The organism is Dankookia rubra, assembly GCF_004355005.1.
Lineage (GTDB): Bacteria > Pseudomonadota > Alphaproteobacteria > Acetobacterales > Acetobacteraceae > Paracraurococcus > Paracraurococcus ruber_A.
The window spans coordinates 1-22,558 of sequence record NZ_SMSJ01000085.1 but is presented as its reverse complement, the minus strand read 5'-3'; the positions used below and the strand labels follow the sequence as shown (position 1 = coordinate 22,558).

General features: G+C 66.1%; 22 protein-coding genes and 1 pseudogene. 13 read left to right on the top strand and 10 right to left on the bottom strand.

Translation table 11 applies throughout. The features are described 5' to 3' along the window. Nucleotides 1-379 precede the first annotated feature (379 nt). Nucleotides 380-2,764 (bottom strand): bifunctional diguanylate cyclase/phosphodiesterase, encoded by a 2,385-nt coding sequence (locus E2C06_RS29665; protein WP_456305195.1) that lies wholly within the window; start codon nt 2,762-2,764, stop codon nt 380-382. A gap of 369 nt (nt 2,765-3,133) precedes the next feature. Between E2C06_RS29665 and E2C06_RS29660 the strand changes: the two genes are divergently transcribed. Genes E2C06_RS29660 through E2C06_RS29650 form a run of 3 tightly spaced genes read left to right on the top strand, consistent with a single transcriptional unit; the run spans nt 3,134 to nt 5,581 of the window. Then, nucleotides 3,134-4,723 (top strand): ABC transporter substrate-binding protein, encoded by a 1,590-nt coding sequence (locus E2C06_RS29660; RefSeq protein WP_133292195.1) that lies wholly within the window; start codon nt 3,134-3,136, stop codon nt 4,721-4,723. 21 nt (nt 4,724-4,744) lie between these two features. Beyond that, entirely contained in the window at nt 4,745-5,146 is a 402-nt protein-coding gene (locus E2C06_RS29655; protein ID WP_206664752.1) for a DUF4186 domain-containing protein, read from the top strand. Nucleotides 5,147-5,188: 42 nt separating this feature from the next. Continuing rightward, nucleotides 5,189-5,581 carry an aldolase/citrate lyase family protein gene (locus E2C06_RS29650; RefSeq protein ID WP_133292191.1) on the top strand — a complete coding sequence of 131 codons (393 nt, stop codon included), beginning with the start codon at nt 5,189-5,191 and terminating at the stop codon, nt 5,579-5,581. Between the two features lie 42 nt (nt 5,582-5,623). Here E2C06_RS29650 and E2C06_RS29645 read toward each other — a convergent pair whose 3' ends face one another. After that, a complete protein-coding gene (locus E2C06_RS29645; protein ID WP_133292190.1) occupies nt 5,624-6,643 on the bottom strand; it encodes a Bug family tripartite tricarboxylate transporter substrate binding protein in 1,020 nt (339 codons plus the stop codon). Between the two features lie 359 nt (nt 6,644-7,002). Here E2C06_RS29645 and E2C06_RS29640 point away from each other — a divergent pair, with 359 nt between their 5' ends. The 6 genes from E2C06_RS29640 (at nt 7,003) to E2C06_RS29615 (ending at nt 12,097) form a co-directional block, all read left to right on the top strand. Then, nucleotides 7,003-7,983, top strand: coding sequence for a Bug family tripartite tricarboxylate transporter substrate binding protein (locus E2C06_RS29640; RefSeq protein WP_133292189.1), 981 nt, complete (start codon nt 7,003-7,005; stop codon nt 7,981-7,983). Between the two features lie 68 nt (nt 7,984-8,051). Further along, entirely contained in the window at nt 8,052-8,198 is a 147-nt protein-coding gene (locus tag E2C06_RS38030) for a hypothetical protein (RefSeq protein WP_165982748.1), read from the top strand. A 159-nt stretch (nt 8,199-8,357) separates the two neighbouring features. After that, nucleotides 8,358-8,741: a P27 family phage terminase small subunit gene (locus E2C06_RS29630; protein ID WP_165982747.1), complete on the top strand. Its 384-nt coding sequence runs from the start codon at nt 8,358-8,360 to the stop codon at nt 8,739-8,741. 171 nt (nt 8,742-8,912) lie between these two features. After that, nucleotides 8,913-10,433 carry a terminase large subunit gene (locus E2C06_RS29625; protein WP_133292186.1) on the top strand — a complete coding sequence of 507 codons (1,521 nt, stop codon included), beginning with the start codon at nt 8,913-8,915 and terminating at the stop codon, nt 10,431-10,433. A 24-nt stretch (nt 10,434-10,457) separates the two neighbouring features. Beyond that, entirely contained in the window at nt 10,458-10,772 is a 315-nt protein-coding gene (locus E2C06_RS29620; protein ID WP_133292185.1) for a terminase TerL endonuclease subunit, read from the top strand. A gap of 1,025 nt (nt 10,773-11,797) precedes the next feature. Further along, entirely contained in the window at nt 11,798-12,097 is a 300-nt protein-coding gene (locus E2C06_RS29615; protein WP_133292184.1) for an SWIB/MDM2 domain-containing protein, read from the top strand. A gap of 120 nt (nt 12,098-12,217) precedes the next feature. On the opposite strand, the gene groL is transcribed toward E2C06_RS29615, so the two are convergent. Together groL and groES are read right to left on the bottom strand one after the other, a co-directional pair. Then, entirely contained in the window at nt 12,218-13,864 is a 1,647-nt protein-coding gene (gene groL, locus E2C06_RS29610) for a chaperonin GroEL (RefSeq protein WP_133292183.1), read from the bottom strand. A 40-nt stretch (nt 13,865-13,904) separates the two neighbouring features. Then, the gene (gene groES, locus E2C06_RS29605; protein ID WP_133292182.1) at nt 13,905-14,219 is read right to left on the bottom strand and encodes a co-chaperone GroES; all 315 of its coding nucleotides are present in this window, start codon (nt 14,217-14,219) and stop codon (nt 13,905-13,907) included. A gap of 323 nt (nt 14,220-14,542) precedes the next feature. On the opposite strand from groES, the gene E2C06_RS29600 reads away from it, so the two are divergent. Then, a complete protein-coding gene (locus E2C06_RS29600; protein WP_133292181.1) occupies nt 14,543-14,815 on the top strand; it encodes an usg protein in 273 nt (90 codons plus the stop codon). Here the strand turns inward: E2C06_RS29600 and E2C06_RS29595 are convergent. Continuing rightward, entirely contained in the window at nt 14,812-15,048 is a 237-nt protein-coding gene (locus E2C06_RS29595) for a recombinase family protein (RefSeq protein WP_133292180.1), read from the bottom strand. The genes E2C06_RS29600 and E2C06_RS29595 overlap by 4 nt on opposite strands. Beyond that, nucleotides 15,048-15,329: a DUF3489 domain-containing protein gene (locus E2C06_RS38545; RefSeq protein ID WP_206664751.1), complete on the bottom strand. Its 282-nt coding sequence runs from the start codon at nt 15,327-15,329 to the stop codon at nt 15,048-15,050. Before E2C06_RS38545 ends, E2C06_RS29595 begins: the two co-directional genes overlap by 1 nt. Before the next feature lie 244 nt (nt 15,330-15,573). Here E2C06_RS38545 and E2C06_RS29585 point away from each other — a divergent pair, with 244 nt between their 5' ends. After that, nucleotides 15,574-16,122, top strand: coding sequence for a YgjV family protein (locus tag E2C06_RS29585; protein ID WP_165982746.1), 549 nt, complete (start codon nt 15,574-15,576; stop codon nt 16,120-16,122). A gap of 183 nt (nt 16,123-16,305) precedes the next feature. On the opposite strand, the gene E2C06_RS39835 is transcribed toward E2C06_RS29585, so the two are convergent. From E2C06_RS39835 to E2C06_RS29570, 3 genes are all read right to left on the bottom strand, one after another. After that, nucleotides 16,306-17,517: a transglycosylase SLT domain-containing protein gene (locus tag E2C06_RS39835; protein ID WP_277751896.1), complete on the bottom strand. Its 1,212-nt coding sequence runs from the start codon at nt 17,515-17,517 to the stop codon at nt 16,306-16,308. Nucleotides 17,518-17,738: 221 nt separating this feature from the next. Next, nucleotides 17,739-17,942: a hypothetical protein gene (locus E2C06_RS40920; protein ID WP_369126549.1), complete on the bottom strand. Its 204-nt coding sequence runs from the start codon at nt 17,940-17,942 to the stop codon at nt 17,739-17,741. Nucleotides 17,943-18,251: 309 nt separating this feature from the next. Continuing rightward, nucleotides 18,252-20,084: a response regulator gene (locus E2C06_RS29570; RefSeq protein ID WP_133292177.1), complete on the bottom strand. Its 1,833-nt coding sequence runs from the start codon at nt 20,082-20,084 to the stop codon at nt 18,252-18,254. Between the two features lie 576 nt (nt 20,085-20,660). Here E2C06_RS29570 and E2C06_RS29565 point away from each other — a divergent pair. Then, nucleotides 20,661-20,963 carry a hypothetical protein gene (locus E2C06_RS29565; protein WP_133292176.1) on the top strand — a complete coding sequence of 101 codons (303 nt, stop codon included), beginning with the start codon at nt 20,661-20,663 and terminating at the stop codon, nt 20,961-20,963. Nucleotides 20,964-21,102: 139 nt separating this feature from the next. Here the strand turns inward: E2C06_RS29565 and E2C06_RS29560 are convergent. Next, a protein-coding gene (locus tag E2C06_RS29560) for an IS3 family transposase (protein ID WP_133292175.1) occupies nt 21,103-22,286 on the bottom strand; the annotation gives its coding sequence in 2 pieces (ribosomal slippage) (nt 21,103-22,022 and nt 22,022-22,286; 1,185 coding nt in all). 65 nt (nt 22,287-22,351) lie between these two features. On the opposite strand from E2C06_RS29560, the pseudogene E2C06_RS29555 reads away from it, so the two are divergent. Next, nucleotides 22,352-22,558 (top strand): annotated as a pseudogene (locus E2C06_RS29555) (IS66 family transposase); the annotation flags it as partial.

The window sequence follows — 22,558 nt, the reverse complement described above, 5'->3', positions numbered from 1 at the left end:
GACGATCCGCGCCATGGCACCGCTCCCTGACAGGGCAGAGCAGGCTACCACCCACGACCGTGCCAGTGGGAAGCGCCCTCACCGCGAGCCAATCACCCGGAGACGGTATCACAACCTGTCTCTCCCGACCGGGGCACCGCGCTGAGGCGCAGGTTTCCCGCGGATTTCAGCCGCAACCTTGATGCTGCAAGGTCGGAACGAGGGCGGGTTTTCTCTCCGAAATGCCGGAGAGTCTCCGGACCTTGAGGGTTGGCCGATTTTGCCAGCAAGGTCTAGAGCGTTGTTTTTCCTGGATCCTGGTGCATCCCGGCTGGTCGGGATTCAGCGGAGCGATTGCTCACCCAATGGGCGTCGCTGACGCTCTTCAAGGCCCCAAGCTTTACGTCTGCGCCCCAGCAGGTGCAGCACCAACTTTCGGCGGTGCGGCGCCATGCGGTGCCACGGCGAGGAGTTCCCGAATGCGCGTGGCCGGCACCGGGCGGCCAAGGAGGAAGCCTTGGGCACGTTGGCATCCCTCGGCACGTAGCAACGCCAGGTGCCTCTCCGTCTCGACGCCCTCCGCTGTGACGCCGAGCTGAAGGCTGCGCGCTAGTGCCAGGATCGCCGTCACGATGGCGGTTGCGTCGGCGTCGCAGACCAATCCCTTCACGAAGGAGCGGTCGATCTTGATCCGGTCGAAGGGGAAGCGACGCAGATAGCTCAGGCTGGCGTAGCCCGTGCCGAAGTCGTCAAGCGCCAGGCGGACACCCAGGCGCTTGATGGCGGCGAGCGCGGCGAGGGCACGGTCGGTGTCATCAACCAGCAATCCCTCTGTCACTTCGAGTTCGAGTCGGTCCGCGGGAAGGCCGGTACTGCGCAGCACATCGGCGACGAGCTGCGGCAGCCCGGGCTGGCGGAATTGCGCAGGAGAGAGGTTGACCGCAATGCAGGCTGCGGACGGCCATGTGGCGGCCTCTGCGCAGGCGGTCTCCAGCGCCCAGCGGCCAAGCGGCAGAATGAGGCCGCACTCCTCCGCGACAGGCACGAACTCGGCGGGAGAGACAGGACCGCGTACAGGGTGGTGCCACCGGGCGAGGGCTTCGAAACCAACGAGGCGGCCCGTCGGGCAATCCACAATCGGTTGGTAGTGCAGGTCGAGCTGTCCGAGCGCGAGCGCCTCGCCAAGGTCGTGCTCCAGCGCATGGCGCTCCTGCATTCGTCCGTCTGTGGCCTCCTCGAAGAAGCGGAAGGTACCGCGGCCTTCGCGCTTTGCGCGGTAGAGTGCCGTATCCGCGTGGCGCAGCAGCCTTTCCCCATTCGTGCCATCCGCAGGGTACAGGGCCACGCCGACACTGGTCCCGACAGAAACGTTTCGGCCTTCGATCTGAATGCCTTGCGAGAGGACCGAGACGAGCCGGCGCGCAAGCGAGGCGGCCTCGGCGCGCCCGGCACCGGGTTGCACAACCACGAACTCGTCTCCGCCGGTGCGCGCCAGGGTGTCCGACGCACGCACGGCCGCGCGGAGCCGCTCTGCCGCGAAGACGAGCAGCCGGTCGCCGGCTGGGTGCCCGAAGACGTCGTTGATCGATTTGAAGCGGTCAAGGTCCATGCAATGGACAGCGTACGAGCCGTCCGTCGCAACGGCGGCTTCCAGCGCCTGCCGCAGCCGCTCGTCCAGGAGGACGCGATTGGGCAGGCCGGTCAGATGATCGTGGTGGGCGAGGAACCGGATGCGCTCCTCGGCGCGCTTCCGTTCAGAAATATCGCGCAGGGCCGTTACGGTGGCTGGTCGACCATCATGCTCGATCGGGCGGGTCACAACCTCGACCGGTAGAACAGCACCGTCGGCCGCGCGTAAGCGGATTTCCGCCATCTCGGTCGCCCCCTGACGAAGACGTCCGCGTACCAACTCCGTGTCCGCCGCGTCCACGAGGTCGACCGCGTCGCAACCGACCACCTGTCCATGGGCAAGCCCAACCATGCGGCAGAAAGCCGCATTGGCGTCTAGGATGGTCCCGTCACGGTGAATCACTATGCCCTCGAGCGCGGCCCCAGCGAGTTGGCGCAGTCGCGTCGCCTCTCTCGCCGAACGCGTGGTGAGGATTTGGTCGACGAGCGCGCCCGATAGGCTCAACGCGAGAATCACGGCGCTGGCTCCGACAACCGCAATGGCGAGCGTCCCTGTATGGATAAGGCCGCCGCTACCTGGCAGCCCCGCGATCAGGACACCATTCGCCAATCGGAACTCTGGAACGCTTGTGCCGCCTGGAACGGGAATGATCTCTACCGCTGCCATGGCCGTGTAGTGCATGCCAAGGACGGTGAGCGAAAGAAGTGTGGCGCCGCCGAGACGGCGGGGCAGGCGGGCGCCCCAGGCGCCAAGCCCAAGGCCGAGCGCAGCGAGTGGCGGTGCGATGGCCACCGCCGTGGCGGCCAAATCGGGATCAATGAGGATTGTGCCCGGGAGGTGCATCGCTGCCATGCCTATGAAATGCATGGCGGCGATCGACCCGCCGAGCAGCAGCCCGCCTGCCATCATTCCTAAGAGTTGACCTTGGCGTTGTTGCAGGGCGTCGGCGGTTGCGAAAGCAGCCCAGGCGCCGAGGGAGGCCACTGCTGCCGACAGCAGTGTGGTCATGACTTCGTAGCTACTGGGCAGCCTGGGTTGAAAAGCCAGCATGCTGACGAAATGAGTGGCCCAGACACCGCATCCGAAAACAGCCCCGGCCCCGGCTAGCCAAGCCGTTCGTGCCCATCCGGAGGCCGCCTCGCGCCGTGACAACATGTTGAGGGCAGCCAAGCAGGCAACACCGCAGACCACGACGGCCAGAACGACAAGCCGGTGGTCATGCTCAACTGACACGCACTCTAGAACTCGCAGCATTCCAGCCGACGTCTCTTCCCCGAACGAGTGGCAGGCTACACAGGTGAACCTCGGCACTGGACCTGCAATCTGAACGTTCGCGATTACGGTTTAGTGAGGCTGACGCAGAACAACCTACGAGTCGCGGGGATTACCCAAAGTAACCTTAGTAGCTGATACGCGCTGACTGCAACGATTGCGCCTGGAACAGGCGGTCGCTCTGCCCAATTGACGTTCCATTGAAGCTCCTCCTAGCCTCGGCGACTGCTTAGGGAAGGAAGAATGGACGCCATGGAACGCCGGTTGCTGTTCCGGGGCATCGCTGCACTGGGCGGTGCCATGCTCGCTTCGCCTTCCGTCGCGCAACCGGCAAAAGCTGCCACGCTGCGATTCGTGCCGCAGGCGAACCTCACCGCGCTCGATCCTATTTGGACCAGTGCGATCGTGACCCAAATGCACGGGTACCATGTCTACGACACACTTTACGCCGTAGACGGGCAACTCAGGCCGCAGCCGCAAATGGCCGAGGGGCACACGGTTTCGGACGACAGTCGGGTGTGGCGCATCCGTCTGCGGGAGGGGCTCCGTTTCCATGACGGCGAGCCCGTGCGCGCCCAGGATTGCGCCGCGAGCCTGGCGCGTTGGTCAAAGCGCGACCCGTTTGGTCAACTCTTGGCGCCAGCTGTGGAAGCCTGGCGCGCCGCCGACGATCGCACGCTGGAAATCCGGCTGACCAGACCGTTCCCGCTCTTGCTCGAGGCGCTCGCCAAGCCCGACGCCAACGTGGCCTTCATCATACCCGAGCGCTTGGCCGCGACCGATGCAAATGCTCAAGTCAGCGAAGTTGTTGGGTCCGGTCCGTACCGCTTCTCGAAGGACGAGTTTGTCTCGGGAAGTCGCGTAACCTATACGAAGTTCGAGGGCTACGTACCGCGGCAGGAGCAATCCGATTGGGCTTCGGGCGGCAAGGTCGCGCATTTCCCACGCATCGAATGGCATATCCTGCCCGACCCTGCTACCGCCGCGGCCGCGCTCCAGAGCGGCGAGGTCGACTGGGTGGAGCAGCCGCTTTCGGATCTCATCCCCACGCTCGCCCGCAGCCGCAATATCACGCTCGAGGTGCTAAATCCCGCCGGCTTCATGAGCCTCATGCGGCTCAATCACCTACAGGGGCCATTCAACAATCCCAAAACACGGCAGGCCGTGGCGCTCGCCGTGAACCAGGCCGACTACATGCGCGCGATCCTCGGTGACGACCAATCGGTGTGGCGCGAGTGCCGGAGCCTGTTCCCCTGCGGCACGCCGCTCGGAGTGGAAGACCTTTCGGAACTCACCAGGCCGCCGCGCAGTCTGGATCGGGCCAAGGCCGCGCTCGCTGCCTCCGGCTATCGCGGCGAGAAGGTGACCATCATCAACCCAACGGATTTTCCGCTGATCGGTCCCCATGGCCAGGTCACGGCTGACGTACTGCGCCGGCTGGGCATGAACGTCGACCTTGCCGAGAGCGACTGGGGCACGGTTGTCCAGCGCCGTGTACGCCAGGAGCCAGTTGAGCAGGGTGGCTGGAGCATCTTCCACACCTACGGCTCGTCCCTGGCGTATTTGAACCCGGCGGTGTCTTCCCTGGTGAAGGGGCCGGGCCGGTCAGGATGGTTCGGCTGGTACGAGAACCCCCGCATGCAGGAGTTGGTCCAGGCCTGGATGGATGCGCCCGACCCGGAGCGCCAGAAGTCGCTGGGCAATGAGATCAACAAGCTGGCGCAAGACGACGTGGCGACTATCCCCCTCGGGCAGTTCTTCATCCGCACTGCCTACCGCAAATCCATCACCGGACTGATGAAGGGCAGCATGCCTTATCCCTGGGGCGTGCGGCCCTCCTAACGGCGAGGCGTCGGGAACGGGATGGGCGCCCTGGCGGACCTGGATGACGTTTTCGCCCGGCTGGCGCGCTCGGCATTCAGGCAGCGTTTTACGTTGGCCAAGCGCGAGCGGGAATACATACGAGTTAGAGGGAAGGAGACCGTCATGGCGCACGCCCGCGTCTTCATCGCCCAGCGCCTTGCACCGGCGCATCCGGCAAACGACGGCAAGCAGACGCCGTTTCGCGGGCACCCGGCATTCCTGGCCCAGCACGCCACCGCCACGTGCTGCCGGGGCTGCCTCGCCAAATGGCACGGCATCCCCGCCGGCCGGGTGCTGACGGCCAACGAGCAAGCACACGTCGTATCAGCGATCGAGAGATGGCTGGACATGCAGGTAGCAGGGAACAGGTCTGGCGTTCAGCAGAGTCTGCAGTTGCTCTGACCACCCCTGGGAGCGGCTCAATCGGATGCGCGGAATGAGGTGGTGATCGCCATCATGGTCGAGAAGCGCGAGTGTGTGGAGGACCTGGAGGCGATCCTGTCGGTCCCCGACATCGACATGGTGCAGTTCGGGTCATCCGACTACTCGATGAGCTTGGGACTGACCGGACAGCGATCGCACCCTGACGTGGTCAAGGCCGAGCGTACGACTATCGAAACAGCGCTGAAAATGGGCAAGCACCCGCGCGTAGAGCTGGGGGATATCTCGGGCGCGAAGCCATACCTGGAGATGGGAGTAAAGCATTTCTGCATCGGGTGGGATGTGCGGATTCTGTACAACTGGTGGCGCACGAACGGGGCTGGTATGCGGGCCATGCTGACAGGTGAGGCGGCGGTGGCCCCAGCGCCCCAGCCGGTGAAGACCGGGACCTATTGAAACGCCGGCTTCAGGCATCAGAAGCGGCGTTCCTACCGCTGTTCACTCCACCCGCGCGCCCGAAGCCCGGACCAGCGGCGCGAAGCGCGCCTCGTTCTCGCGGCGGAACTCTGCGAGGCCCGCGGGCGGTGTCCACCACACCGTGGCACCGGCCTCTTCGAAGCGGCGACGCACTTCGGCGCTCTCGACCGCCTCGCGACCGACCTCGGCGATCCGCTCGACGATGGCGGTCTGGATGCCCGCGGGACCGAGCACGCCGCCCCACGAGTTGATCTCATAGCCCGGCAAGAACTCGGCCATGGCCGGTACCTCCGGCGCTTGGGGACTGCGCGTCGCTCCCGTAACAGCCAGCGGCCTCACCTGCCCCTCGCGCGAGAGGCGCAGCGCCTCAGGGATATTGCCGAAGACCATGTCGACACGGCCGCCCAGGAGGTCGTTGTAAGCCTGCGCGCCCCCACGGTAGGGCACGTGCAGGATGTTCACCTGGCCCATGTGTTTGAACATCTCGCCCGCGATATGGAGCGTGGTGCCGGCGCCCGAGCTCCCGAAGCTGTACCGGCCGGGCTCGCGCCGGCAGAGCGCGATCAGCTCGGGGACGCTGTGCGCCGGGATGCCGTGGCGCACGATGAGCAGGTTCGGCAGCTGCCACAGGCCGCAGATGTATGAGAAGTCGCGCTCAACGTCATAGGGCAGCCGAGGGTAGAGGGTGGGCGCGATTGAGAGAGAGGAGACTGAGGCGAGCCCGATTGTATTGCCATCCGGGGTCGCGCGCGCGATCGCCTCCGTGCCCACATTCCCGCCCGAACCTGAGCGGTTCTCGACGACGAAGGACTGGCCGGTGATCTCGGCCATCCGATTGCACCAGATGCGCGCGAGGATGTCGGTCCCACCGCCGGGCGGGAAGATCCCGATGAAGCGGATTGGCTGCGTCGGCCAAGTGGGGCGCTGGGCGTGTGTAGTCGCTGCAGCGCAGGCCGCGCCCACGATGCCCAGCAAGGCACGGCGCGTCCCGCCGCCGACTGCGTGCCAGCTTCGGCCGGTGTTGATCGTGTCCCGATTCATAGCTACCTCCCAACGGGTTAGTATTCAGTGCGATGACGAAAAATACGAACTGCGGCCGCTGCACTTGGCAAGATTGGTCTTGGATGGCGGCGCCCACCATCGGACAACCCGGAGCGCGCTCGCGTTACGCCTGGAGAACCCAGCGTTCGCCGCCCCTCCTTCGGCCTTTAAGCGGAACGGTATGCTTCGGCGCGGCTCGGTCAACCAAGCACGGCGCGGTTACACGAGCGTGGAAGCTGTTTCTTCGAACACGCACTGGCCGTTCTTGCAGACCTGTTCACCGAGCCGGTAGCCTCCCGCGACAAGAAGACTTCGGACGGACAGTCCGCAATTTGGCACAGACTGAGGGAGGGGACATCGTGACCAGCACCCGCCGTGCATTTGTGACATTGGCCGCGAGTTCAACCCTCGGCGTCGCCGGTGTGCCGGGCTTGTCGCGGGCGCAGGCCTATCCGTCACGCCCGGCGCGCATCCTCGTCGGCTTTGCCGCTGGCGGAGCGACCGACATCCAGGCCCGCCTGATGGGGCAGTGGCTGTCGGACCATCTCGGCCAGCAATACGTCGTCGATAACCGCTCCGGCGCCAGCGGAAACATCGCCACCGAGATGGTCGCCCGGGCCGCGCCCGATGGCTACACGCTGCTCCAAGTGGTGACCCCCCACGCCATCAACGCTGCACTCTATTCAAACCTGCCCTTCGATTTCATGCGCGACATCGCGCCGGTGGTCTGCGCGGCGCGGCTGGCCTATGTCGCCGTGGTCAACCCGGCCTATCCGGTGCACAGCATCCCAGAGCTGATCGCCGCGGCCAAGGCGAAGCCTGGCAGCATTAGCTACGGCTCGGCCGGTACAGGCACACCGCAGAACATCACCGTTGAGCTGTTCAAGATGATGACGGGCGTGAACCTGCTGCACGTGCCCTATCGCGGCGGCGCGCCCGCGGTCGCCGATCTGATGGCCGGCCACATCCAACTCGTATTCAGTCCGCTGTCCGAAGCGATCGAGCAGATCAGGGCCGGCAAGCTGCGGCCGCTCGGGGTCACCACCGCCGCCCGGCTCGATGTGCTGCCGGACGTTCCGCGGATCGCGGATTTCGTCCCGGGCTACGAGGCGACCGGCTTCGCAGGCATCGGCGTGCCGCGCGGCACGCCGGCCGCCATCGTCGATTTGCTGAACCGCGAGCTGAACGAGGGCCTCGCGGACCCCGGGGTCCGCGCCCGCATCCTCGACCTCGGCGGCACGCCAGTCGGCGGCACGGCGGCCGAGTTCGAGGCCATTCTGGCTGCGGCGATCGAGAAGTGGGGGCGGGTGATCAAGTTCGCTGGCATCAAGGTCGAGTAGCAAGGCCGTGGCGCCTGAGCCTGGCGACGGCAAAGGCACTGCTGGGTGCCGAATGGCGACTTGCTCGCATGGCTACAGCCGTTGCGCCTTCCTCCACCGGCATCACCACGGTCTTCCGCCCCGGCCGATGCCGGATGGCCAACGGCACCTGGACCGTGATGCTGGTCGCCATGCTCATGCTGCGCCCATCAGCGCGCTGGGCGCGATGGCGGTGAGGTCCCTGACGAGGCTAGCCAGCCCCCTCCACCCGCAGCCGGATGTCGGCACCAGTCGGCCCGTCCATGCCCACTCTACCAGAGCACGGACGATCCACACGTGCTCAGCCGAGGACAGTCCGTCGGACCGCCGACCTCGCCGCCGAGGCGCCGGAGTGGATGACCGACGGCCAGCGCGAGTGCTGGACCCATGCCATGGCGCATGCCCCGGCCGGGCTGCTCAAGAGCATCGATCGCGCCATGCTGGCGGTCTGGGTCGAGGCCGAGGACCGGCACCGCACCGCCATGATCCAGCAGGCCAGGCTCGATGCCGGCTCCTCGCTGCCGCTGCTTACCAAGGGCCGCGACGGCCAGCCCATTGCCTCGCCCTACCTCCGCATCATCTGCCAGGCCGCCGAGACCATGCTGCGCGCCGCGGCTGAACTCGGCTTCTCGCCGGCTGCCCGCCCGCGCCTTGCCCCGGGCCAGGCCGCCCAACGTCCCGAGGACGAGCCCTGGATGCGCCTCCGGGTCCTGCAGGGTGGCCGGGATGCCGCCGGCTGAACCCTGCCCCGGTGTCGCCGAGGCGCGTGCCTATGCCCGGGCCGTCGCCACCGGTGAGGTCGTAGCGGGGCAGCATGTCCGCCTCGCCTGCACGCGCTTTCTCGATGACCTGGCTGCTGCCGAGGGGGCGAGGGGCCCTGGGCTTTCCGGGCGGACCTCGCCGAGGCCGCCATGCTGTTCGCCGGGCTGCTACCGAACATCAAGGGACCCGAGGCCGGCCAGCCACTCCGGCTGATGCCCTGGCAGCGGCTGGTCTTCGCCAATCTCTTTGGCTTCGTCGAGCGCGGGACCACCACCCGGCGGTTCCGCCAGGGCGTGGTCTATGTGCCCCGCGGCAACGGCAAGACCACCATCGCCGCGCCGATCGCGCTCTACCTCACCTTCGTCGACGGCGAGGGTGGGGCGGAGGGCTATGCCGCCGCGGTCACCCGCGACCAGGCCCGCATCCTGTTCGATGCCGCCCAGCAGATGGTCCGCCGCTCGGCCGGGCTGCGGGACCATTTCGGCGTCCAGGCCGGAGCCAACGCCATCTACCAGGAAAGCACCGCCTCGCGCTTCGTGCCGGTGAGCTCCGATGCCAAGGCGCTCGACGGGCTCAACGTGCAGGTCGCGGTCTGCGACGAGATCGCCTCGCACCGGACCTCCGAGGTGTATGACGTGCTGCTCACCGCCATGGGCAAGCGGCGCCACCCGTTGCTGCTCTCGATCAGCACGGCGACCGGCAACACCAGCGGCATTGGCCGGCAGCTCTGGGACTATGCCGCCCGGGTGCTCGACGGCACGCAGGAGGACGACCGCCTCTTTGCCCTGATCTACGCCGCCGATCCGGAGGACGACCCGTGGGACGAGGCCACCTGGATCAAGGCCAATCCGAGTTGGGGCCAGGCGGTCCAGCCGGACGCCATTCGGGCCATCATGCGGCAGGCCCGCAACAACGCCACGCAGGAGACCGCGGCCAAGACCCGGCACCTGAACATCTGGGTCGGCGCCGACGAGGCGCTGTTCTCGACCCGGGCCTGGCACGGGGCGCGCAACCCGGACCTCGACATCGAGCAGTTCCGCGGCAAGCCCTGCCATCTCGGCCTCGATCTCGCCAGCCGCACCGACCTTGCCGCGCTGAGCCTCGTGTTCCCGAGCGTCGACCCCGCCACGGGCAAGACGACCTATGCCGCCTTTGCCCGCTGCTACCTGAAAGAGGAGGCAGTGCTGGAGGCGCGCAACGCCTCCTATCCAGGCTGGGCCGCGGGCGGGCATCTGGTAGTCACGCCGGGCAACGAGACCGACTTCGGCCGGATCGAGGACAACATCCTCGACCTCTGCCGGCGCTTTCGCGTGGTCAGCATCGGCTACGACCCGTGCCAGTCGACCCAGCTCGCCCAGCGGCTCCGGGGCGAGGGCGTCGAGATGGTGGAGTTCCGCGCGACGACGGCGAACTTCTCGCCGGCGATCCTCGAACTCGACGCCGCGATGCGGGCCGGGCGGCTCGAGCACGACGGCAACCCCGTGCTCGAATGGTGCCTTGGCAATGTCGTCGGCAAGGCTGACCGGCGGGGCAATCTCTACCCGACCAAGGCTCGGCCCGAGCAGAAGATCGACGCCGCCGTCGCGCTCATGATGGCGATCGGGCGGGCGATGGAGAGCCCGGCGCAGGAGGTTAGCATTTTCGATCGGCCGGAGCTGTGGACGGCATAGCAGGCGCTACACGACAATGGTGCAGTGGCTCCGGACCGAGGGGGTGAATATGCTCGAGTTCCGCGCGACGCACAGAACTTCAGCCCGGCGATCCTCGAGCTCGATGCCGCGATGCGCTCTGGCCGGCTCCGGCACGACGGCAATCCGGTGCTGGAGTGGTGCGTGGGCAATGTGGTCGGCAAGCCGGATAGGCGCGGCAACCTTTACCCGACGAAGCAGCGGCCGGAGCAGAAGATCGATGCCGCGGTCGCGTTGATGATGGCAATCGGGCGGGCAATGGCGGCCGATGATGGACAGGCTGACCTTATGGAGTTTCTGCGCAACCCGGTTTTTGGATGATGGCCTTGCATGGCGTAGCCAGGCGGAACTCGCACTCGAGTTCGACGAAAGCGAATAGCCGACCCTCGTTTGTGGCTTCGCTGGCGAGCATCGCCGCACAATGTGGCGGAGGTACAACACACCATGATCAACGACAAAGCCCACCTACTCCGTCCCGCCCGGGCACCTGACGGCAGTGTTATAGAAATGTGACAGCCTATCACGGGGCTGGCGTCCAAGAAGAACATCGGGGAGGGTGTGATGCTTGGAGATCTGAGCTATGGAGGGGTAAGCTTGCCCTCCAGACGCAAGCTGCTGATCGCTGCAATGATGGTTTGGGGCGGGCTTACGGGGTTCATCAGCGCGCAATTGCTGGTGCCCTACAATGCGTCGAGGCGTCCTACCTTGGCCGACAGCGCGAGTTTTCTGGCGGCTGCACCGCGCGAGCCGGTTATGTCGCCAACGCTAGTTTACGGCGGCCAAGGTGTTCAGGTCGACGCTTCTGTGGGACAGCACCTACAGCCATCTGCATCGGTGCCTTCTCAATCGTTCTGCAGCGGGGCTGATCCGAGTGTATTGGCGACTTGCGGCGTGGGCACCGACCGCAGTCCAGACGAGAAGCTCGTAGCTGCGACGCGATCACCAGAAGCGCAGATGCCCTCGGTCCTCATTTTCCATCGTGCCGGTTCGGCGAGCGGACGAGAAGCCGCCCAGCGCCTCGCGGGAGAGGCGCGGCGTGCGGGTTTGGAGGTTGCTGGAGTTGCTGCTGCGTCGTCGGTTCCGACGAAGCGGGAGGTTAGGTACGTCGGAGGCAACTATGCAGCGGACGGAGAGCGTCTCGCGTCGAGGTTCCGCGAGCGTTGGGGAAACTCATGGCAGGTGCGCGAGCTTGGGTCGGGCATGAACCCGCCAGCGAACTCCACTACGAAGCCCGTACCAGCACACACGCTTGAGGTATGGCTGCCGCATCGCTGATTGAGCTCGGCGTGCACAGACGGCCAAAGCGCACATTGTGTGCGCTGAATGATTCAACGACCGGAGGCTATATGCCAACCAAGACAGCGGAAAAGTCGAAGAAGCCCACGGCAAAGGCCGGCGGCGGCAAAGCGAACGGTCTTCAGCAGCCACTGAAGCCATCGGAGGAGCTGAGTGCAGTCGTCGGCGCCGGCCCCCTCCCGCGCGGCGAGGTGGTGAGTAAGGTCTGGGAGTACATCAAAGCCAACAATCTGCAGAATCCGGAGAACCGCCGCGAGATCCTGGCCGACGACAAGCTCCGCAAGGTGTTCGGCAAGGACAAAGTGACCATGTTCGAGATAAACAAGCACCTTGCCCAGCACCTGAAGTGACGTGAGCTCCTGAGAGCCAGGCTGAGTGTTCGGTGATTCGCTGTGTCGATCAGATAGTTGTATCAAACAAGAAGGGCAGGCCTCACGGCCTGCCCTCGGCGCATGGATCGCTGGCGGGAGTTAGAAATCCATGCCTCCCATTCCGCCCATGCCGCCGCCGGGGGGACCGCCAGCCGCGGCCTGCTTTTCTGGACGTTCGGCAACCATCGCCTCGGTGGTGATCAGCAGCGCCGCAACCGACGCGGCACCCTGTAGCGCGGTGCGCACGACCTTGGTTGGATCGATAACGCCGGCCGTGACCAGGTCTTTGTACTCGCCCATCTGAGCGTCGTACCCGTACTCGTAGGTTCCGTTGCGCAATACCTCACCCGCAACCACGGCCCCATCTTGGCCCGCATTTTCGGCAATCTGTCGCAGCGGAGCCTGAAGCGCGCGACGGACAATCTCAATGCCGACTTGCTGATCATGGTTGTCGGACTTGAGCTCACTCAGCCTCTTCGAGGCACGAGCCAGGGCGACACCGCCGCCCGGCACGATGCCTTCCTCGACCGCGGCTCGGGTTGCATGCAGTGCGTCGTCGACGCGGTCCTTGCGCTCCTTCACCTCGACCTCGGTCGAGCCGCCGACGCGAATCACTGCCACCCCGCCAGCCAGCTTTGCCAGACGCTCCTGCAGTTTCTCGCGGTCGTAATCCGAGGTGGTCTCCTCGACCTGCGCTTTAATCTGAGCAATCCGGCCTTGAATGGCTTCCTTGCCGCCTGCACCATCAATGATCGTGGTGTTCTCCTTCTCGATCCGTACGGTCTTCGCGTGGCCGAGCTGAGCCAGCGTGACGCTCTCAAGCTTGATGCCGAGATCCTCGCTGATGACCTCACCGCCGGTGAGCACCGCGATGTCCTCGAGCATCGCTTTGCGGCGATCGCCAAAGCCTGGTGCTTTCACGGCGGCAACCTTCAGGCCGCCGCGCAATTTATTCACCACCAATGTGGCCAGCGCCTCGCCTTCCACATCTTCGGAGATGATCACCAACCCACGCCCGGCTTGGACCACAGCTTCAAGCAGCGGCAGCATCGGCTGAAGGCTGGACAGCTTCTTTTCGACAATAAGGATGTAGGGGTTGTCCATCTCCGCGATCATCTTCTCCGCATTCGTGATGAAATACGGGGAGACGTAGCCGCGGTCGAACTGCATGCCCTCTACAACGTCGAGCTCTGTCGTTACGCTTTTAGCCTCTTCGACCGTGATGACGCCCTCGTTGCCGACCTTCTCCATGGCCTTGGCGATCATCTCGCCAATTTCGCGGTCGCCATTGGCCGAGACTGAACCGACCTGGGCGACCTCGGCCGAGGTGTTGATCTTCCGGGTGTTCTTCTGCAGCTCCTCGACGACCATCGCCACGGCCCTGTCGATGCCTCGCTTGAGGTCCATAGGGTTCATACCGGCGGCTACCGATTTTGTTCCCTCACGCACAATCGCCTGCGCCAGTACCGTCGCTGTGGTCGTGCCATCGCCAGCAACATCGCTTGTCTTCGAGGCCACCTCGCGCACCATCTGCGCGCCCATGTTCTCGAACTTGTCGGCCAACTCGATCTCCTTGGCGACCGTGACGCCGTCCTTGGTGATCCGTGGCGCCCCGAAGCTCTTGTCGAGTACGACGTTGCGTCCTTTCGGGCCGAGGGTGACCTTCACCGCGTCGGCGAGGATGTCGACGCCACGAATCATCCGCTCGCGGGCATTCGCGCCAAACCTAACGTCTTTCGCTGACATGTCGGATTTCCTCCTGTTGATTGTTGAAGGCGGACCGGCGTCAGGCGGCCTTCTTCGCAGCGGCTGAACCTTCAAGGATGCCCATGATGTCGGACTCCTTCATGATTAGGAGCTCCTCACCGTTGAGCTTCACTTCGGTGCCCGACCACTTGCCGAACAGGATGCGGTCGCCCGCCTTGACGTCGAGCGCACGGAGCTCGCCCTTGTCGTTCAGCGTGCCGGAGCCGACGGAGATGACTTCTCCCTCCTGCGGCTTCTCCTTGGCGGTGTCGGGAATGATGATGCCACCCGCGGTCTTCTCTTCGGCCGTGACACGGCGAACGAGAACGCGGTCATGCAGGGGACGGAAGCTCATGTGGTCCTCTCCCGAGGTTTCTTATCGATTGCCCCGCCAAGTGGGAGGACGCCCGCACCACCTCGTTCGATGGTTGGCACTCGGCCATGGCGAGTGCCAAAATCTAAGCCGACTGGCGGTGTCAGTCTAGGCCTTCGAAGAGTCTTCTCTTTTGGCTTCTGCAGGCCTTCGTTCGCATCACTCTCTCCCGCATGTCATGTTCTCTGACCGCAACTGCTCGCACTGTGGCGCGTGTCACAGCGGGAGGCCCGTGAACAGCGCTAATACGGACCGGTCATCCCAATGCGCATCACCCGCAGAGGGGGAAGGAACGGAGGCGGCAAATGCTGCAGAAACTCGAGAGTTTCGTCCGGATCCCTGATTGGCGGCTGACTACCGCCGAAATCTTGTACCACCTGCCTGACCACCCCGGCGTACTGCAGACCTTCATCTGGCAGAAGCTAGACCGTGCCCCGGCCTTTCCCGAGTTGACCCGCTTTCTCGACTTTTGGCAGCGGGAGATCGAAGGCCCATTGCATTCCGTTCGTGTCGTCTCATCCGCCCTGGTCCGCCCGGCGGAGCTGCGTTACTCCAATCACCACCTCACCTTGCATTAGGGGGAGTGGCTCAGGCGCCAGCAGGGACACTTGGAAGCCGGCCGGCGGTCGTCCTTGCCGCTCGCCACGTCCGAGTGCCCGGCGACCAAGGTCCAGCCCTGGGCCTCGACATAGGCGCGCACGCTGGCCTGCTGCGCTTCCAGCCCGAGGCCGTTTTGGCCCTGCTCAGCGGTGGAGACCCAAAGGTACCCGACCGCCAGCCGGGCGGCGCCGCGGGGCAGCGCAGGCCGCATCAGCCCGCCTCAGCCGGGCGGTAGATGGTGTAGCTGCCCTGGGCGCCGGCCTTGTCAGGCCCGACCTGGCGGGCCCGCCCCAGAACGCCAACCTCAATGCCATTCTTTTTCAGCCCAGCGAAGAACCCGCGGACCGTGTGGGTCTGCCAGCCGGTGACCTCGGCCACCTGGGCGACGGTGGCGCCTTCGGGCCGGCGCAGCATGGCGAGCACCTGCTGCTGCTTGGTGCCCTCGCGCGGTTTGCGGGGCCCACCGGTATGGGGTGTCGGCGCGAGCTTCACCAGGATGGAGCGGAGGCCAGCGATGACATCGGCCAGGCCCGCGCGTTCGCCTGCCTTATCGTCTCAGCCGGCGAGGAATCGGCCACAGGCCGGGCGGGGCGAATGGTTCCGTGCTCCTAAGTCTGACGGGGCAGTAGCAATGCTTTAATCGCAACCCAGGTATCTCAACCATTAGTAGCAATCAGCATGTCGCATGCGCGATTTTGCCGTCGGGGCTGGGGGCGGCCCTGAGGGGCGATGGAACATGGTTGCCGATATGCTGGTCGGCCTGTGCGGGACGTGGGGCCTCGCCGGGTCGTTGACGTGGTCCTTCGCGCGAACGCGTCGGGCCATGTTGGTGGTGCAGATCTCGACCGCACCGGGGTTCTTCCTTCACTGGGCCCTTCAGGGGCACTGGACGGCTGCGGGCTTGAACGTGCTGACCATGATGCTCGCGCTGATTTCGGTCGCGTTGGACGGTCCGCCGGACAGTCGAGGCGTACGGGTTGCGCGCTCCCTTTACGTTTTCGCTCTGTTGCCAGTGGCGGCCCTGACAGCGTGGTCGTGGGAGGGTTGGCACTCGCTGTTTGCGGCAACTGGAACGGCGATTGCCTGCTGCGGCCGCTGGCAAACCGACAAAACCCGGTTCCGTGCCTTGATCCTCGCCTGCTCGGTGCCCTGGTTCGCGCACAACCTCACAGTTGGCTCGGTTCCGGCGATGGCCGCCGATCTGTTCCTCATGGGCCGCGGGGGCTGGCTCGCATTGCGTGGCCGGGTGCCGGCTTGGCGCATGGCAGCCGCACCCGCTAGCTGATTGACAACGCTAGCAGGCCCTGAGGTGGCGCACGGACAACCTGGCCAGCAACCCGACCGGCGAGGCACCATCCACCCTGCCAAGCAGCGGCCGGAGCAGTAGATCAATGCTGCTACGGCACTAATGATCGCACTCGGGCGTGCGCTTCTGGCTGAGGGTCATGTCGCTGCGGCCTCACCGCGGCTAACCGGCTGGCTGGACGATTAAGCATTCGCCGCTGCGATAGCGCATGCAGGCATCCTCCGCGACCTCCCGGGTCAAGCCGCCAAGGCGGGCCCGCCAGAGAACCGTACGTCCGACGGAGGTCGGTTGGACGGCCAGTAAAGCGTCGGTTAGCCGGAGGTGTTCACGAGCCGCCTCTGCGGCAACATGGGCGGTGCCCTCCAGGGCATAGGCGCCGACCTGGATGGACCACCCGCCCCGCGCCGCCTGGGCAATCGAGGCCGGTGCCGGCCGGCGGGCGACCGGGACAGGCTTCGAGAGAGTTGAGGCGCTCGCCGCTCCGACAAAGAGGCCGGTCGGTGCCAAGCTACTCTCCGATGATTCGGCAGCAGGCGGGTAGTGGGGTGCGCTGGCCGGCGTGGCCCAGGGTCGCGGAGCTTGATCCTGCGTTCCGACGCCGATGATAGAGGAACTTCCGGCACCGGACGGTGTGATCGACGCCGGGACGGTGATGAACTGCGGCGTGGCGGGACGCGCAACCGAGGTTTGCTGAGTAGAAGCAAAGGTGTAACCGCCACCGCCCTCGGTGCCGTAAACGCGGGTCCGCTCCTCTCTGGCCACGGCGAGGGCCGTCGGGTTTGGACCAAAGACACCCCGACGAGGTCCTGGCGGCACTGGGAGCTGGATCTCAGCGGCGGCCATCACCTCGGGTGGGGCCTGACGGCGGGGGTGGTACGCAGCGATGGCCGGACCGATCCGGGAGACGTAATGCCGGGTTTCCTCCGGAAGGCCACGGCCCGAGTAGAGGTATTCTTCGAGACGCCGTGGGCCGGCATTGTAAGCCGCAAGGAAGGCTGGCGAACCGTAGAGTTCGTACATTTCCCGAATGTAGGCCGTGCCGGCCATGATGTTGTCGTAGGGGTGATAGGGGTCATTGCCGAGGCGATGCCGGGCGCGCAGACCTGCGTAGGTCGTGGGCATGACCTGCATTAAGCCGGAAGCGCCGACACGGCTGGTGGCGGAGACACGGCCCCCAGACTCCTGGCGCATCACCTCGCGGATCCACTTCTCAGGTACGTCATAGCGTCGGCTTGCCTCTCGAATGTAAGGCCCCCAAGGGTCCGATGGCGGACCTGGCGGGTCGTAGCTCGACGGCCGCGCGTAGCCCGTGGCCGGGCTGCTGGATGCGGCGTGCCGGGAGTCGGTCGAGCAGGCCGAAAGAAGTGCCGCCACACAGACTACGGCGAGGCGATTGTCCCAAACACGCGATCTAAGTGAGGTCGCGGGCGTGGAACGGTCGGCACGTTCGTGGTCAGCAGTGAGCGGCGGATTGCGCAACTCGGTCACGGAGGGGCCCAGCCGTTGATGCGAGACCACAACATGTATGGTTGAGATAGAGCTAGTTGAGTCTGCGTGATGGTTGGGCAGAGCGCTCTCTGAACTCTGTTGCGGAGCTATTGGGCCTCGACCAACTGGAAGACAGTCTCGCTGCCCTTGGCGCCCTCCTTGCCGGGCCCGACCTGCCGGACGCGCTCGGCGGCCTCGACCAAAATGCTCTGGTGCTTCTTCGGCTTGCTGAAGAAGCCCCGGACCGTGTCGGCACGCCAGCCAGTTCCCTCAGCGGCCGGGCCGATGGAGGCGCCCTCAGACCGCTGCAGCAGGGCGCCACCTGCTGCGGCACGCGCCCTGGCGGAAGGCCTTCCAGGCCGAGCTGCTGACCTTCCTGGCGCGCAAGCACGACGACCAGGTCGATGCCCTCGGCCTGGTCGGGCAGCTGCTGGACAAGATGGTCAGGGGAAACTGCGCGCAAGCCCCAGGGCAAGGAGCCGAGGGACAGTTGGGCGAAGTTGTTCGATCGGGAGGACCTCGGCGTTGCCGACTGGCGCATCGCCTGAGGACAGGGCTGTTCACCACGGACCAACGACGGGTTTAAGTCAATGATACCGTCGTTAGACCCGTCAGACGGTTCACTCGAGCCGAGCCGCTGGCGCGGTTGCGAGCGATGCGGCAACTTGGTCAGCGAGCTGCTGCGCGGTGACAGGCTTGCGCAACAGGGCAAAGGTGCCACCGACGGCGGCGCCGACGGCGAGCGCAGCCGCATCGCCAGCGTAGCCGGTAATTAGGATCGCGGGTAGGCCGGGGCGACGGCCCTGCGCCGCCCGGATCAGGGCGACCCCGTCCATTCCCGGCATCGCCAGATCAGTGACAAGGATGTCGAAAGGCGCGCCCCGGTCCAACAGGTCGAGCGCGGCCGCGCCGTCCCCGCTTTCGGCCACTTCGTATCCAGCCTCGCCGAGCTGGGCCGCGAGGATCTCTCGCACGACCGGCTCGTCGTCCACCAGGAGCACGCGGGGGCGCCGGCCTGGCCCTGCGGTCGGAGGCATCCAGTTTGCCAACGGGGGACTGGGATGATGGCTCGGCTCCCGGTCAGTGACCGGCAGCCAGAGCGACACTGTTGTGCCCCGGCCCGGCTCGCTGGCGATGGCCAATGCCCCGCCCGACCCCTTGGCGAAACTCTGCGCCATGGCCAGCCCGAGCCCAGTGCCCTGCCCCTGGGACTTGGTCGTGAAAAAGGGCTCGGATGCCCGCGCGAGCGTATCCGCGCTCATTCCCTGGCCGGTGTCGGCGATGACGAGGTGCACGTACGGGCCGGCCTCCTTGAGGCAGTCGGGGCCGCCTTCGCTCTCTCCTTGCTGCATGCGGGCAGACAGCGTGAGCGTGCCTCCGTCCGGCATGGCGTCGCGTGCGTTAGTCGCAAGGTTCACCAGTACCGTCTCCAGCTGACCGCGGTCGGCCAACACTGACGGGAGGCCTGGCTCCGCATCCACCTCCACCCGGATCCGAGGCCCGAGCGTGGCCGACAGCACCTCCCGCAGGCCGCCCAGGAGCTCGGCGGCATCCAGTGCAGCCGGGCGCAGCTCCTCGCGGCGCGAGAAGGCCAGCAGGCGGCGTGTGACGGAGGCGCCGCGCCGGGCCGCCTCCTCCACCATGCCTGCCAGGCGCTCGACGGCCGCCCTGTCTCCAGCGCGTCGGCGGATCAGGCCGATGCCGCCGGAGACCGCCTGCAGGACATTGTTGAAGTCGTGTGCGATGCCGCCCGCGAGCTGCCCCACCGCCTCCATCTTCTGGGCATGGCGGAGACTCGCCTCTGTGGCACGGCGCTCCGCCATTTCCATCCGTAGCTTGGCGTTGCTGACGTCCAGCTCGTGCGTACGCTCCGCGAGGTCGAGGCGCAGTCGTAAGGTTTCCCCAAAGTACCGGCTTGAGCGCCTGACGGTCACGACGAGCACGACGAGGAACACGCCGATCATGGCGGCCGCGGCGAACCGGCGTCCCGAGCCCTCCAGGGCGAACCGAATAGCCAGGAGGCCACCGGCGGGAATGATGAAGGCGAGGGCGCTGGGGAGGTGCGCGTAGTGCAGCGCTGCAGCACCGGCGCACATGCCGGCAATCACGAATGCCCAGAACAGCTGGTGGATCTCGGCCTGGGGGAACAGAAGGAGCGAGCCCCCGCCCCAGAGCAGCCCCGTGGCGAGCGCGCCGCAGATACTGGCCGCGGACCAGCGCCGGTGCTGCGCGATTGCTGGTCCGGCGCGGCGGTAGGCCCACCAAGCGGCGAGCCGGGCCGCCGCGACCAGCACGGCCGCACCCAGCCACACGTAGGCGCCGTCGCCCTGCCCGTCCGCTACGAGGACCGCGACCATGATCGCAGCGTTGGTCATCGTGGCGAGCGCGGCGACCGGGATCTGCTCGAAGGCGGCCCTAACCCGCTCGGTCCGGAGCTCGGCCTCCTTAGTCATGCGACAGCCGTCGGGAGGCTTGGGGCATCCTCTCGATCCGGGTGGTTTCCGAAAGCAGGGTAGTTGAGGATGGGGCGAAAGGCCACAATCGCTGGCGGCGTTGGTACATGGAGGCAGCATAGCTCGCCGCGGCGTCCAACAGCGACAAGGCCGCCTGACCGGTTACGCCCTCGGCCCGCAGCCACTCCACCTAGCGCCCGCCGACGCGTGACCTGCTACGCTGCCCCCCGCCACACAAGGTGCGCCACTGCTGCATCAGGACCTGAAGCGGGCCGGTAGCGCCGATCGCACCGAAGGATCGAAAGCAGAGCCATGGCAGGAGACGCCGAGAACAGTAGCAACGGAGGGCATATTGTTATATGGCGGGTTGTGGCCTGGGGCGGGGCGGCGCTGCTGCTGCTTGCGCCGCTGATGGCGATGCAGTTCACCGAAGAGGTGCGGTGGACCGGATCAGATTCCGCGGTTTTCGGAGTGATGCTGGCCGTGCCACTTGGGGCCCTGGACCTCGCGGTGCGGACGACGCGGAGCAGGCCTACCGGGCAGCCGTGGCAGTGGCACTAGGTGCATCCTTACCTAATGACCTGGATGAATCTCGCAGTTGGCATCATCGGCAGCGAGGACGATTCCCGTAGCTTGGTGTTCTTCGGCGTGCTGGCGATCGGGATCGTCGGCGCTTTCATCGCGGGGGTTCCAGCCTCGTGGAATGGTGCGTGCTATGGTCGCAACGGGAGTTCCCACTTTTCAGTCGCGGTGGCCGCCCTGATCGGCGGGCATTCGACGGTCGTCCTGACCGGGTCCTTCGTCGGGGCGTGGTTCCTGTCCGCCTGGCTCTTCCCGAGGGCGGCAAAGGATCAGACTGGCGCCCAACTGACGGGGTAGCGAGGGCTCGGTGCCTTTCTTCCGTCCGTGGCGGCGGTTGGCTCGGGTACAAATGTCAGACGCGTTCCACTACGCGTTTGGGTGCTCGCTCAGCCGCGGTAAGGCTGATCAGCCCCCATCGCGTGGTCCGCAGTGAATGTTAGTTCAGCGTTGGCCTGGGCGCCACGACCTGTGTGGTTGGCAAGGCCGGTCGGCGTAGCGCCATCGGCCAAGCGGCGAGAACTGGCAGAACGACCTCCGGTGCTGGCGGTCGGTATCTCAGCGCGCCATGTGGCCGCACGGTATTGTAGTGCCGGCGCCAGCTTTCGATCACGACCTCGGCTTCCCGCAGGCTGTAGAAGATCTCGCCATCCAGCAGTTCGTCGCGCAGACGCGCGTTGAACGATTCCACATATCCGTTCTCCCACGGGCTGCCCGGTGCGATGTAGGCCGTCTTGGCACCGACCGCCCCGATCCAGCCCTGCACCGCCTTGGCCACGAACTCAGGGCCGTTGTCCGAGCGGACGTGCCCGGGCACGCCGCGCAGGATGAACAGGTCGGACAGCACGTCGATGACGTCTGTCGCCTTGAGCTTGCGCCCTACCCGGATGGCCAGGCACTCGTGAGTGAACTCGTCGAGGAGGTTCAGCATTCTGAACTTGCGTCCGTCATGGGTACGGTCCTCGACAAAGTCGTAGCTCCACACATGGTTCGGCCGCTCCGGGCGCAGCCGAATGCAGGAGCCGTCGACCAGCCACAGCCGTCCGCGCTTCGGCTGGCGCGGCGGCACCTTCAGCCCCTCGCGCCGCCAGATCCGCTCCACCCGCTTGGCGTTCACCAGCCAGCCGGCATCCCGCAGCAAGGCCGTAACCTTGCGGTAGCCGTAGCGGCCATACTGCCGTGCCAACTCGATGATGTCGGCCGTCAGCCGCGCTTCGTCGTCTTGGCCCCGCGGCACCTTGCGCTGGGTCGAGCGGTGCTGGCCGAGCGCCGCACAGGTGCGGCGCTCGGAGACACCCATCGTGTGCACGATGTGCTCGACACAGGCGCGCCGGCGCGCGGGGCTCAGTAGTTTCCCCGGGCGGCCTCCGCCAGGATCTGCTTGTCGAGCGTCAGGTCCGCGATCGCTTTGCGCAGCCGGGCGTTCTCCATCTCCAGGTCTTTCAGCCGTTTCACCTGGTCCGACTTCAGCCCGCCGAACTCCCGCCGCCAGCGATAGTAGGTCACCTCGGTCACCCCAATCGCCCGGATCGCCTCCGCCACGGACTGCCCCTGCGAAACCAGGACGTCCACCTGCCGCAGCTTGGCTACGGCCTCCTCAGGCCGGTGCTTCTTGCTCGCCATCTCGGTCCTCCTCCGACTCGAAGTCATACTTCAGGGCGGACCACTTCAAAGGGGGAGGATCACGCTTGGCAGGCGATCCGCAGCGCGTCTTTCCCGACCAGGCGGCCTGGGCTGCGCATCTCGAGCGGCTCGACATCCGCGGCATGGAAGGCAGTCTCGCACCAGCGCGCCTGGCCACCGAAGGCGCGCTCTGGGGTGCCATCAAGGCGCATGGCCTGCTGCCCGGGACGGTGATCGTCAGCGACGATGCCGGCCAGTTCGCCCTTGGCGAG